Annotated in this window: 14 protein-coding genes and 3 pseudogenes; 7 read left to right on the top strand and 10 right to left on the bottom strand. The window is 50.1% G+C overall.

All coding sequences use genetic code 11. From position 1 onward, the window contains the following. The first annotated feature begins 40 nt into the window (after positions 1 to 40). The 5 genes from ftsN to rraA all read left to right on the top strand — a co-directional run bounded on the left by ftsN (position 41) and on the right by rraA (position 4,556). Entirely contained in the window at positions 41 to 1,027 is a 987-nt protein-coding gene (gene ftsN, locus GTGU_RS17875; RefSeq protein WP_072012013.1) for a cell division protein FtsN, read from the top strand. 90 nt (positions 1,028 to 1,117) lie between these two features. Then, positions 1,118 to 1,648, top strand: coding sequence for an ATP-dependent protease subunit HslV (hslV, locus tag GTGU_RS17870; RefSeq protein WP_038160233.1), 531 nt, complete (start codon positions 1,118 to 1,120; stop codon positions 1,646 to 1,648). 9 nt (positions 1,649 to 1,657) lie between these two features. Next, on the top strand, positions 1,658 to 2,992 hold the full coding sequence (hslU, locus tag GTGU_RS17865) for an ATP-dependent protease ATPase subunit HslU (protein ID WP_038160230.1): 1,335 nt from the start codon (positions 1,658 to 1,660) through the stop codon (positions 2,990 to 2,992). A gap of 65 nt (positions 2,993 to 3,057) precedes the next feature. Next, positions 3,058 to 3,978, top strand: a complete 921-nt coding sequence (gene menA / locus GTGU_RS17860; protein WP_038160227.1) for a 1,4-dihydroxy-2-naphthoate polyprenyltransferase — start codon at positions 3,058 to 3,060, stop codon at positions 3,976 to 3,978. A gap of 92 nt (positions 3,979 to 4,070) precedes the next feature. Then, positions 4,071 to 4,556: a ribonuclease E activity regulator RraA gene (rraA, locus tag GTGU_RS17855; RefSeq protein ID WP_038160224.1), complete on the top strand. Its 486-nt coding sequence runs from the start codon at positions 4,071 to 4,073 to the stop codon at positions 4,554 to 4,556. A gap of 63 nt (positions 4,557 to 4,619) precedes the next feature. On the opposite strand, the gene pfkA is transcribed toward rraA, so the two are convergent. The 8 genes and pseudogenes from pfkA to GTGU_RS17820 form a co-directional block, all read right to left on the bottom strand. Continuing rightward, complete coding sequence (pfkA, locus tag GTGU_RS17850) at positions 4,620 to 5,582, bottom strand: 6-phosphofructokinase (protein ID WP_038160221.1); 963 nt, start codon at positions 5,580 to 5,582, stop codon at positions 4,620 to 4,622. 184 nt (positions 5,583 to 5,766) lie between these two features. Then, positions 5,767 to 6,672, bottom strand: a complete 906-nt coding sequence (gene fieF / locus GTGU_RS17845; RefSeq protein ID WP_038160218.1) for a CDF family cation-efflux transporter FieF — start codon at positions 6,670 to 6,672, stop codon at positions 5,767 to 5,769. Positions 6,673 to 6,824: 152 nt separating this feature from the next. Beyond that, positions 6,825 to 6,977, bottom strand: a pseudogene (locus tag GTGU_RS26380) (GPO family capsid scaffolding protein); the annotation flags it as partial. Between the two features lie 292 nt (positions 6,978 to 7,269). After that, entirely contained in the window at positions 7,270 to 7,644 is a 375-nt protein-coding gene (locus GTGU_RS17835) for an Hcp family type VI secretion system effector (protein WP_038160213.1), read from the bottom strand. A 20-nt stretch (positions 7,645 to 7,664) separates the two neighbouring features. Beyond that, a complete protein-coding gene (locus GTGU_RS17830; RefSeq protein ID WP_038160210.1) occupies positions 7,665 to 7,856 on the bottom strand; it encodes a hypothetical protein in 192 nt (63 codons plus the stop codon). Beyond that, on the bottom strand, positions 7,856 to 8,548 hold the full coding sequence (locus tag GTGU_RS17825) for a hypothetical protein (protein ID WP_038160207.1): 693 nt from the start codon (positions 8,546 to 8,548) through the stop codon (positions 7,856 to 7,858). Before GTGU_RS17825 ends, GTGU_RS17830 begins: the two co-directional genes overlap by 1 nt. Positions 8,549 to 8,787: 239 nt before the next feature. Continuing rightward, on the bottom strand, positions 8,788 to 9,012 hold the full coding sequence (locus GTGU_RS26700; protein WP_072012012.1) for a hypothetical protein: 225 nt from the start codon (positions 9,010 to 9,012) through the stop codon (positions 8,788 to 8,790). Between the two features lie 27 nt (positions 9,013 to 9,039). Continuing rightward, positions 9,040 to 9,555: pseudogene (locus GTGU_RS17820) on the bottom strand (IS630 family transposase); the annotation flags it as partial. Between the two features lie 614 nt (positions 9,556 to 10,169). Between GTGU_RS17820 and GTGU_RS17815 the strand changes: the two are divergent. Both GTGU_RS17815 and nadS read left to right on the top strand, forming a co-directional pair. Further along, on the top strand, positions 10,170 to 10,481 hold the full coding sequence (locus GTGU_RS17815; protein WP_038160204.1) for a type II toxin-antitoxin system RelE/ParE family toxin: 312 nt from the start codon (positions 10,170 to 10,172) through the stop codon (positions 10,479 to 10,481). Continuing rightward, entirely contained in the window at positions 10,481 to 10,777 is a 297-nt protein-coding gene (nadS, locus tag GTGU_RS17810; RefSeq protein WP_038160200.1) for a NadS family protein, read from the top strand. Before GTGU_RS17815 ends, nadS begins: the two co-directional genes overlap by 1 nt. 39 nt (positions 10,778 to 10,816) lie before the next feature. Here nadS and GTGU_RS17805 read toward each other — a convergent pair whose 3' ends face one another. Both GTGU_RS17805 and GTGU_RS24935 read right to left on the bottom strand, forming a co-directional pair. Beyond that, positions 10,817 to 11,455, bottom strand: coding sequence for a type VI secretion system-associated protein TagO (locus GTGU_RS17805; RefSeq protein ID WP_038160198.1), 639 nt, complete (start codon positions 11,453 to 11,455; stop codon positions 10,817 to 10,819). Positions 11,456 to 11,460: 5 nt separating this feature from the next. After that, positions 11,461 to 11,790 (bottom strand): annotated as a pseudogene (locus GTGU_RS24935) (zinc ribbon domain-containing protein). Positions 11,791 to 12,226: the final 436 nt, after the last annotated feature.

Genomic DNA, 12,226 nt, shown 5'->3' with positions numbered 1-12,226 from the left:
CATGGCGGGCTGAGAAACGAATAAATACAGCGAAACGATAGTGGCACAACGAGATTATGTACGCCGCGGCCAACCGGCTCCTTCGCGGCGCAAAAAGAGCACCTCAAGGAAAAAGCAGAGCAGCTTTTCTTCCGTTTCACCGGCAATGGTCGCCATCGCTGCGGCTGTGCTGGTGGCCTTTATCGGTGGCCTGTACTTTATTACCCACCACAAGAAAGAAGATGCCGATACGTTGCAGAACCGTCAGATGACGGGCAACGGGCTGCCGCCAAAACCCGAAGAGCGCTGGCGTTACATTAAAGAGCTGGAAAGCCGTCAGCCGGGTGTTCGCGCGCCGACGGAACCGTCTGCGGGCGGCGAAGTGAAAAATGCTGATCAACTGACGGACGAACAGCGCCAGTTGTTAGCACAGATGCAGGCTGATATGCGCCAGCAACCGACGCAACTCACTGAAGTGCCGTGGAACGAGCAAACGCCTGAGCAGCGCCAGCAAACGTTGCAGCGTCAGCGTCTGGCGCAGCAACAGCAGCAGGCGCAGCAGCAACAACAATGGACGCAAACACCGCCGGTTCAGCAGCCGAAAGCGCAACCCCGCGTTGCGGAGCAGCCGCGCACGGTGCAAACGAGCCAGCCGCCGCGTCAGACGCAGCAGCCGAAGCAAACCGCGTCCAGCCAGCAGCCTTATCAGGATCTGATCCAGACGCCTGCGCATACCACGGTGCAGCAGCCGAAAACGCAGCAGGCGGCGCCGGTCACGCGCGAGCCGGAAGCACCGAAGGCCACTGCGGAGAAAAAAGACGAACGCCGCTGGATGGTACAGTGCGGCTCGTTTAAAGGTGTCGACCAGGCCGAAACCGTGCGTGCTCAACTCGCCTTTGAAGGTTTCGACTCCCGCATCACCACCAACAACGGCTGGAATCGCGTCGTTATCGGCCCGGTAAAAGGGAAAGAGAACGCCGATAGCACCATCAACCGCCTGAAGCTGGCCGGTCACACAAACTGCATTCGTCTCGGCGCCGGGGGTTGAAACCCCCGAATTGCCCCCCATCTATAATTGCATTCTGCCCCAAACACTGTGCGGGGCGCGTATTCTGAATTGCAACCAAGGGGTCTGCTCGTGACAACAATAGTAAGTGTTCGCCGTAACGGTCATGTGGTTATCGCCGGTGATGGTCAGGCCACGCTGGGCAATACCGTCATGAAAGGCAACGTGAAAAAAGTCCGCCGTCTGTATAACGACAAAGTGATTGCCGGTTTCGCTGGCGGCACCGCAGATGCTTTCACGCTGTTCGAACTGTTTGAACGTAAACTGGAAATGCATCAGGGCCATCTGGTAAAAGCCGCCGTTGAGCTGGCAAAAGACTGGCGCACTGACCGAATGTTGCGCAAGCTCGAAGCCCTGCTTGCCGTCGCGGACGAAAACGCCTCCCTGATCATCACCGGTAACGGTGACGTCGTTCAGCCTGAAAACGATCTGATCGCCATTGGCTCCGGTGGCCCTTATGCACAGGCCGCGGCCCGCGCGTTGCTGGAAAACACCGAAATGGGCGCCCGCGACATTGCGGTCAAAGCGCTGGATATTGCAGGTGATATCTGCATCTACACCAACCATTTCCACACCATCGAAGAATTACCTTCTAAAGCGTAAGGATCTCCCATGTCTGAAATGACCCCACGCGAAATTGTCAGCGAACTGGACAAACATATTATCGGCCAGGATGCGGCGAAGCGCTCCGTGGCTATTGCCTTGCGCAATCGCTGGCGCCGTATGCAGCTGGATGAAGAGCTGCGCCATGAAGTGACGCCTAAAAATATTCTGATGATCGGCCCGACCGGTGTCGGTAAAACGGAAATCGCCCGTCGTCTGGCGAAACTGGCGAACGCGCCGTTTATTAAAGTGGAAGCCACCAAATTCACCGAGGTGGGTTATGTCGGTAAAGAAGTGGATTCGATTATCCGCGATCTGACCGATGCCGCCGTGAAAATGGTGCGTATGCAGTCGATCGAGAAAAACCGCTATCGCGCGGAGGAGCTGGCGGAAGAGCGCATTCTTGATGTGCTGATCCCCCCGGCAAAAAACAACTGGGGCCAGGCCGAAGCGGCGCAGGAGCCGTCTGCCGCGCGTCAGGCATTCCGCAAAAAACTGCGCGAAGGCCAGCTTGACGATAAAGAAATCGAAATAAACCTGGCGGCAGCGCCGATGGGCGTTGAGATCATGGCGCCGCCGGGAATGGAAGAGATGACCAGCCAGTTGCAGTCCATGTTCCAGAACCTGGGCGGTCAGAAACAGAAACCACGTAAGCTGAAGATCAAAGACGCGCTGAAACTGCTGGTGGAAGAAGAAGCGGCGAAACTGGTGAACCCGGAAGAGCTGAAGCAGGACGCCATCGATGCCGTTGAGCAGCACGGGATTGTGTTCATCGACGAAATCGACAAAATCTGTAAGCGCGGCGGCAACACCTCCGGCCCGGATGTTTCCCGCGAAGGCGTACAGCGCGACCTGCTGCCACTGGTGGAAGGCTGTACCGTCTCTACCAAACACGGCATGGTGAAAACCGATCACATTCTGTTTATCGCCTCCGGGGCGTTCCAGGTGGCCAGTCCGTCTGACCTGATCCCGGAACTGCAGGGGCGTCTGCCGATTCGCGTTGAACTGCAGGCGCTGACCACGGAAGATTTCGAGCGTATCCTGACTGAGCCAAACGCCTCCGTCACCGTTCAGTACAAAGCGTTGATGGCCACCGAAGGGGTCAACATCGACTTTACCGACGACGGCATCAAGCGTATTGCTCAGGCTGCATGGCAGGTTAACGAGTCTACTGAGAACATCGGTGCGCGTCGTTTGCACACCGTGCTGGAGCGTCTGGTGGAGGAAATCTCCTTCGATGCCAGCGAACTGGGCGGCAAAACCATTACCATTGACGCAGATTATGTGAGCAAACATCTGGATGCGTTGGTGGCAGATGAAGATCTGAGCCGTTTTATTCTATAATCGCGGTAAATGCATTTTCATCGTTGTTGATGGGGGCTTTCGCCCCCATTTTTTTGGCTGGAACTATGACTGAAATTAGCCGCACTCAGGCCTGGCTGGAAAGCCTCCGCCCTAAAACATTGCCCCTCGCCTTCGCCGCGATTGTCGTCGGTACCGCGCTCGCCTGGTGGCAAGGATATTTCGATCCGCTGGTCGCTGTACTGGCGTTGATCACTGCCGGTTTACTGCAAATTTTATCCAACCTGGCAAACGACTATGGCGATGCCGTGAAGGGCAGCGATAAGCCTGATCGTCTTGGCCCGCTGCGCGGTATGCAGAAAGGGGTGATAACCCAACAGCAGATGAAACGAGCGCTGATCGTCACCGTGGTACTGATTTGCCTCTCCGGTCTGGCGCTGCTGTTCGCCGCGTATCAGGGAATTGGCGATTTTATCGGTTTTCTGGTGCTTGGCGGATTATCGATCATCGCCGCGATCACCTATACCGTTGGCACACGTCCGTATGGCTATATCGGGCTTGGCGACATTTCAGTGCTGATTTTCTTTGGCTGGTTGAGCGTGATGGGGAGCTGGTATCTACAGGCGCACAACATCCATCCGGCGATTTTCCTTCCTGCCACCGCCTGTGGTTTGCTGGCAACGGCGGTGCTGAATATCAATAACCTGCGCGACATTACCAGCGACAGCGAAAACGGCAAAAACACCCTCGCCGTACGTCTCGGCCCGGTTAATGCGCGCCGTTATCATGTTTGTCTGCTGATGGGCGCCCTGCTCTGCCTGGCGCTATTTAACCTGATTTCGCTGCACAGCCTTTGGGGCTGGCTGTTTATTCTCGCCGCGCCGCTACTGGTGAAACAGGCCCGTTATGTGGTGCGCGAACGCGATCCGGCAGCCATGCGCCCAATGCTTGAACAGACAGTAAAAGCTGCGTTGCTGACTAACCTGCTGTTTGTGATTGGAATTATCGGCAGCAGGCTCGCAGCGTAACTGACAAATATCAATTAACAATTGATGATTTTGCCAACAACACACTTAGCGCGATATACTGAAAACTCTCGCAGCAACTGAACGTAAATCCTATGAAATACGATACTTCCGAGCTTTGTGACATCTATCAGGAAGATGTCAACGTCGTGGAACCGCTGTTCTCCAACTTTGGAGGACGTTCGTCGTTTGGTGGGCAGATCATCACGGTGAAATGTTTCGAGGATAACGGGTTGCTGTACGATATGCTCGAACAGAACGGCCGTGGTCGCATTCTGCTGGTTGATGGCGGCGGTTCTGTCCGTCGGGCATTACTTGATGCCGATCTGGCCCGTCTTGCCGTTCAGAATGAATGGGAAGGCATTGTCATCTATGGCGCGGTGCGTCAGGTGGATGACCTGGAAGAGATGGATCTGGGCATTCAGGCGCTGGCGGCGATCCCGGTGGGTGCCGCGGGTGAAGGCATTGGCGAAAGCGACATTCGTGTCAATTTCGGCGGCGTCACCTTCTTCTCTGGTGATCATCTGTATGCCGATAATACCGGCATAATCCTGTCCGAAGATCCCCTTGATATCGAATGATTCCCCACAAAAAAGCCTTCTCAGTGAGAAGGCTTTTTTTATTCTGCCAACAGGCTCAACCCATCAGTACAGTTTCTTCGCGCAGTCCAGCAAGTCAGTCTTGAACGGACGCTTCATGTTTTCGATCGCATCGATGATGTCGTGGTGAACCAGTTTCTCGTTCTGGATACCAACGCAACGTCCGCCGTAGCCCTGCAGCAGCAGTTCAATCGCGTAAGCGCCCATGCGAGAGGCAAGAATACGGTCGTAAGGAACCGGAGAACCACCACGCTGGATGTGACCCAGAACGGTTGCACGGGTTTCACGGCCAGTTTCTTTCTCAATGAAGTGCGCCAGTTCGTCAACGTCGCAGACGTGTTCAGTGATTGCCACAATCGCGTGTTTCTTGCCTTTCGCAATGCCCGCTTTGATTTCAGCCACCAGATCATTACGGTTGAATTCGACTTCCGGCACCACAACGAACTCACAGCCACCAGCAATTGCTGCCGCCAGGGTCAGGTCGCCACAGTAACGGCCCATCACTTCAACGATGGAGATACGCTGGTGAGAAGAAGAGGTGTCACGCAGGCGGTCAATCGCTTCAACCACGGTACCCAATGCGGTGAAGAAACCGATGGTGTAGTCAGTGCCTTTGATGTCGTTGTCGATGGTGCCCGGCAGACCGATGCATGGGAAGCCCATTTCAGTCAAACGCTGTGCACCGAGGTAAGAACCATCACCGCCGATAACCACCAGCGCATCAAGTCCACGTTTTTTCATGTTTTCGATAGCCACAGCACGAATATTTTCATCGCGGAATTCCGGGAAACGCGCTGAACCGAGGAAGGTGCCGCCACGGTTGATCATATCGGAGACGCTGTAACGGTCGAGCTGAACCATACGATCTTCATACAACCCCTGATATCCATCGTAGATACCAAAAATTTCCAGACCTTCTGACAAGGCTGCGCGCACAACGCCGCGGATCGCCGCGTTCATGCCCGGAGCATCACCGCCACTTGTCAACACACCGATTTTTTTAATCATGACTACCTCTGAACTTAGGAATGCTAAAAATTAATTCTTCTGCCCGAAGCGCTCCCGGACCGGGGAGTGAACGACTCTATTAGCAATAGTATATCAAGCTCTTCGTGCTGAATTGATTCAGGTCAGACCAAACGGCGGTAATTTATACAAAAAATGCCAGCCCGGCCCGTAAATTTACAACCGATTACGAAAGTTCAAACTGCCCCTGGCGACCCTGGGGTACCACTGAGCAGGGATCCTGGTGAATAATCACGTCAGAGCCCGGAAAACGCTGCAAAATTGCCTGCTCGACCTGCTCAGCCACTAAATGCGCCTGAACTAATGGCAGGTTATCTTCCATTTCCAAATGAATCTGAATAAAGCGGGTCGGCCCTGACTGCCGCGTTCGAAGATCATGTGCGCCGCTGACGCCGGGCCAGCTTGTCACGATACTGATTATTTCGCTACGTTCATCGTCCGGCAAAGCACGATCCAGCAACGACTGCACCGCATCATAACCCATACGCAACGCGCTATATAAAATATAGATGCCAATGCCCAGCGCAAACAAGGCATCGGCGCGATGCCAGCCGTGCCAGGCAAGCCCCAGCGCCACCAGAATCGCACCGTTCATCATAACATCAGACTGATAATGTAGCATATCGGCACGAACGGCCTGGCTTTGCGTTTTTCGCACCACCCAGCGCTGAAACGTGACCAGTATCAGGGTGCTGATGAGCGCAATAACCGTCACAATCACCCCGATCCCCGGCTGGTTCATCGGCTCTGGTTGCACCAGATGCTGAATGCCGGTAAGGAACAGGAACAGCGCCGATCCGGAAATGAACATGCTTTGCGCCAGCGCTGCCAGCGACTCTGCTTTACCGTGGCCAAAGGTATGTTCTTCATCTGCTGGCTGCAGCGAATAGCGCACCACCAGCAGGTTGGTCAGCGAGGCGGCGATATCTACCAGCGAATCTACCAGCGCCGCCAGAATACTGACGGAACCGGTCAGCCACCACGCAAAAATTTTAATCACCAGCAGCAAAGAGGCCATGATCGTCGCCGCGATCGCCGCCCTGCTGACAAGTCGTCCATAGGATTGGTTCATAGACACTCCCGCTCGTTTCTGCGGCTAGTATAGCGGATAGCGGTGAAGGATAAATTTCCTAATTAACAGGCAAAAAAAACCCCCACATCTGTTTCATACTCCACATCAGAGAGCATCACCTCGAGCTCTACAGCCGTCGTGAAGCCATTCCCGCCGAGGTTATGCTCGAGGTTAATGCGACAGCCGTAGACGCGCGGGTCAAAGCCATCGGCCATTTCCTGAATATCGGTCGCACTGATGACACGACCGTCGCAGGTGTCCCCCTCGACGCCGATGCGAAACCATTTCGAAATTTTTTTAGCCATGAGTCAGGTATCCTGAGTTGGGTTATCGGGTCGGATGTAGTTTCCCGACTCCCTCCCTTGCCAGCCACCGATTACAGAAGTGCAACCCCTGACACAACAGGAGGTTAGCGATTCATCCCTCCTGAATCTTTAGCCTTGCCGTGTACTCATCACAGTGAGGTTTTATGACCACTACCAACGACACATCACTACTCAGCGACCCACGACGACAGACCGCGCCAGCACTGGCGCGAGGGAAAGTCGCAGCAGCGCATGCAACCTGCGGCAGCGGAGGTTTTCTCTGTTTTTGCGGTTACGCCGTCCAGCGAACATTCCAGCCATCTTTAAACAAGATATTTCCGTCTGTGTACTTCCATGTGATGTTTTCGTAGCGAAGCTCTATAGCCTCCATATGAGTTCCACTTACTCCACCCGGAAGTAACGAGGGGGTAATACTGCTAATTTTTACATTTTCGAGCACGATATTAAAATACTCAGTCTCGATCCCCGCCTCGGTAATTCTATACATCCGGATTGTTGCCGACTTAAGGGTCCGCCCCTCGCAAAGCGCGCGGAATAGAATAGGCGTAGTTTGGTCAATCGAACCGAGCCGGGTAGGCATCATGCAGCCGCCTACAATAGGCGAGCCGTTTTTATCAGTTAACCATAAATGCGCTGGAGTAGACATAATTCACATCCTTTTAAAAATCATTTTGACGGCTTAGCCGTAAGATAAACAACGATGAACACTACAACGGCAAAGACTCCGGTTGATTGAACAGCGTAAGCAGGAAAAAATTTAACCACAACCATAAAAAAAATAAAAATAGCGATGGCGGGTATATAAGTGCGAGCAAAAAAACCGACTTGATATTTTAACCACCTCTTTAAAAAATCCATTACTTAGCCATCCTGGAGATTATATTCACAATATCATCATCAGATAGATAAGCATTTTCAAAAGCCCGAGCTTTCACAAAAATCGGTTCTACGATGAAATACATCATTTCTAACTTTCTAAGGTAGAGAGCGTAATAGTATCCAGGCTCCCAAAGCTTAAGTCTGTCCGCGCTTTCCGCTGCTTGCTGCACATAACCATAAAGCCCAGCGACTCCCACAGCACCGCCAGCCAACGCACGGACACGCCCGACTACCAGAGGACTAAAACCGAGGCTCAAACATACGGTCGTAGTTATCCCAAGCGTAAGAGAATCAGCAGTTAGGCTACTGGTTGAAATATTTAAGCCCAATTTGAATAAACGCCACTTGATAAACTCTAATTGCTGCTGCGTTTTATGTTGCAACACATCTTTGAAATAAACCTCAATCAAATCGTAAACAATGCGACGGTCACGAAAAAGCTGATAAAGCCCCTCACCGAAGCGAACATCTTCACTTTTCAGTTTCGAGCAAACATCTTGGTAATTATCAGTAAAGCAGGAGGTGTAATATATTGCGCGGGTTGCACCATCTTTAATTCTGGCGGCTGTTTCTAATACTTGCTTGCCAAGGTCATTCACAGCCTTATCAAGCTGCAACGCCATTAGCTTTTCTGCCTGCATTTCTCTTATGATTGAATCGCTATAATACATATCCCGCCCCTGCGGTTGATAAATGTACATGCAGCGAAAAGTAACACGTTTACATGAAAAGATTAAACAAAAAGGGATAGGCAAATAATACATTCACAAAGAGAATGCATTTAAATAACTCATACCTTAATTATATAGAAGACAGTTTCGAGCAGACTCATACCTTCACTAATGCCTCGCGCCGCTCGTTGTTCAACCCCGCCAGCACTGAAAGCAAGTTTCAGCACTGACGGCGTTTGCTATGGTCGACGCGGTGGTGGAACTATCGGCCCTCTTGCCGGTATGAACGCCTCAATTTTCGGATTACTGATGTCATGGATCCTTCCGAAATTATTTCTGACGATTTCGGCGCACCCGACCAGCTCGGCTGGTGTCAGGTTTTCATTGACCATAATTTGTTGCAGTCGATGCACAATACCCATCAATTTTTTAGCTTGCAGGGTATGCTGCGGCGGTACAGGCATCAATCTAAATAGCTGCGCCTAATACCGCTACACTTTTGCCAGACCATGTTTACCGCCGGGGAACAGGCTGGCAGTTTCCATAAAGTGTCGGACTTTTTTCAGCAACTGCCACATCGTCCGGCACTGATGAATGCGTGTTATCGTGTCATGAAGCGCCTGCCATAGCCGTTCAACATGATTTACCCATGGCGAGTAAACTGGCTGATAAATCACCCTGAACTTCGGATTTTCCTTCAGCCAGCGCTGTGTTTCCCGGCTTTTGTGAATAATGTAGTTGTCCACGATGAGCGTGATGGTTTTCGCCCGTCGGTACGTCGACTTCAGATGTTTCAACAGACTGATAAATAAGGCTGAACTTTTACTGTTGCCGCCCATGTAGCTGGCTTTGCCCGTTCCGCTATGTAACGCGCCAGCCAGATAATATTTTTCATTCTGCCCCGGTATCACCACCCGCTTTTGTTGTCCGCGCAGTTGCCAGTCCGCACCGATTTTGGGATTGAGATGGATATCCACTTCATCTTCATAAAATACCGGATGCGTTGCTCTGCGCCTTTCCGGTATTGCTGAAGCTCATATAATGCCCGTACCTGTCTTCCATATATCCCGCACGTTTCAAGCTCAGACAGCAGCTCTTCTAACTGCTCATCTGTTAGGTTGTTATTGCTCATTTACTTCTGCTCCTTGCTGTCACGTCCTGAGCCGACGTCGTAAATCGCCATAAGGCTATTTGTACAAATGCTCATGCGAAGAATCTCAATCTCCACAGCCTTCTCAGAGAGCATCTGAATAGCTGAATAATTTCCTGCCTTGTGGAGTGACGCTATAAATTACCTCTCTGAGTGTCCACACTCAGAGAATTTTAAAACCGTTCCACACCGTTACAGCTTTTTCTAAGTGGCGTATTTTCTTAGATTGAGAGGTAAGTGATTGATAAAAAAAACCCCCACATCATGTGGGGGAAGACAGGGATGGCGAAAATCAATACGCAGTAATCATATGTAATAAAAGGATTTATTCATAATTTTGTCCACATATTGACCACACTTCGACAGAAAAAAGCCCCGTAGCAACTCGCTGCGGGGCTTTTGCTATACGCCATTGACTTACACCACAGGAATGATAATATCACTTACACCATACGCCAATGACGTACACACATGCTATTCATTGAAACCAATATCTTCACTGAAGATGTCAAAAAACTACTTAGTGATGATGAATACCGCAAGTTTCAGCAGTTCATGGCAGATAATCCAGACTGGGGAGATGTAATCCAGAATACCGGTGGCTTGCGTAAAGTTCGCTGGGTGGCAAAAGGCAAAGGTAAGCGTGGTGGAGTTCGGGTGATTTACTACCACAAGTTGGCCGAATCACAAATCAGACTGCTGTTGATCTACAAAAAAGGCGTCCAGGATGATTTATCTGATGATGAAAAACGCCAGTTAAGGGCGTTAAATGAGGGCTGGTAATGGACAAAAAACTATTTGAACGTCTGAAAGAAAGCATGACGCAGATGAATGAAATCGTTGAAGGGTCACGCGAACCTTCCCGTGAAACAATCGTTACTGCCGTTAAGGTCAAGGCTATCAGAACGGCTACTGGTCTTTCTCAGAGTGGGTTTGCTAAGTTGATTTCAGTAAGCGTAGACACACTAAAGAACTGGGAGCAAGGGCGACGTGAGCCTACTGGGCCAGCTAAAGCATTGCTCAGAGCTATAGAGCGCGATCCACAGCACGTAATCCAGGCCCTTTCTCCTGGACACTAAAACAGAAAGCCCAGGATATTCCTGGGCTACATACTGCAATTATTTCCAGTTACACGCATCCTGAATCGATTTCAGTGCTTCCGGCAATCCTGCTAAATCAAATGTCGCACTCACTGATTTATCATTGTATGGTTTTACCATGGCTAACAACTTACTTGCTTTAGCTAAAGACTGGATAAATTCAATTGGATTTCCGTGGTAAAAAACCGCCTTTGAATCGTTTAATATATCCCATTTTGATATATTCCATTTGGTCTTTTGTTCATTTTGTTTATCAAGCCTGTACAGTACCTGCTTTTCATGAGAGCCAAGGTACGTATCCCAGTTGATAAGAAGATCTGTTTTTTTCTCCTGACACCTGATAGAAAGTACCGGAGTGACTGACTCCCCAAATTGTAAGCGAATTGACTCATTTGCAGGGAGGCTAATGTAAACATTTTCTGAATCATCAACTATTGATGTTTCTTTTGTTATCTGCCATTTACCTGTACCAACAGAAGTCTGTGCATCTTCTGTTATTATCGGCGGCAAAACTTCATCGTAGCAGGCTAAACGCTCATCTTTCTGTGCCTCTGTCTGACACTTAAGCAAAGAGGCTGTATCAACTTCTGCCGAATCTACTGTTGAATATGCTGTAACTAAAGCCGCAAACATAATGAATAAATTACGCAAAGTCATACTCCTTATGATTTCTTCCTTGTAAACAACATAATGATTCCAATAATGATATCGCCAACAACCCAGACACTGGCGATAATCATTACACCTAACCCGGTACCAACAGCAGCCCAAGATCTCTCGGCATCAGATGATCATTACTGATAACTTCCACGCTTTCACCAAGACCAGCAACGAGCCAGTAAATCATAAAAATATTAAACAGAATAAATACCACTTCGCAATTTTGCTGAAAAATGAACGTTTGGTTTCTTCAACTGGCGCCCGCATGACGGACATTTAAGCGCTGAGTCACTAACTTCTTTCCCACACTCGGGACAATTCACTAAAGCCATTTTATACACTCCATGCAATTTTTAACAAAACTCCACAACAGAAGTTAGTGATACAACCCATGTCAAGCCATAAATTCCATTACTGGATAAGAATATGAAACTTTTCTTCGTTGATATCTAATAATAATGCACATTACAGACTGGATAATAAAATAACAAAACTGAAATAAATAAGGCCAGACTGCTTAACGGACTTTTGTTTGTTGCGTATCTGTGTGAATGTGATGCCGGGTGCCTTCCGGTAGGCTAACGACTGGTCAACATCAGCCTGCATGTGTAGAGAACACCGATATCCATGACCAGTATGCTCCGCCGCTCAGGGGAATTCATCACGCTGATATTCTATTTCCCGTATTCCCTACATTTCAATATGCCACTGCAATTTTCAGACATCTATTACAGCACGAGATTAAGTTGATCCCTGCCATAATGCGAC

The organism is Trabulsiella guamensis ATCC 49490 (assembly GCF_000734965.1).
GTDB classification, from domain to species: domain Bacteria; phylum Pseudomonadota; class Gammaproteobacteria; order Enterobacterales; family Enterobacteriaceae; genus Trabulsiella; species Trabulsiella guamensis.
The sequence above is the reverse complement of the archived record's forward strand: the minus strand, read 5'-3'. Positions and strand labels throughout refer to the sequence as shown.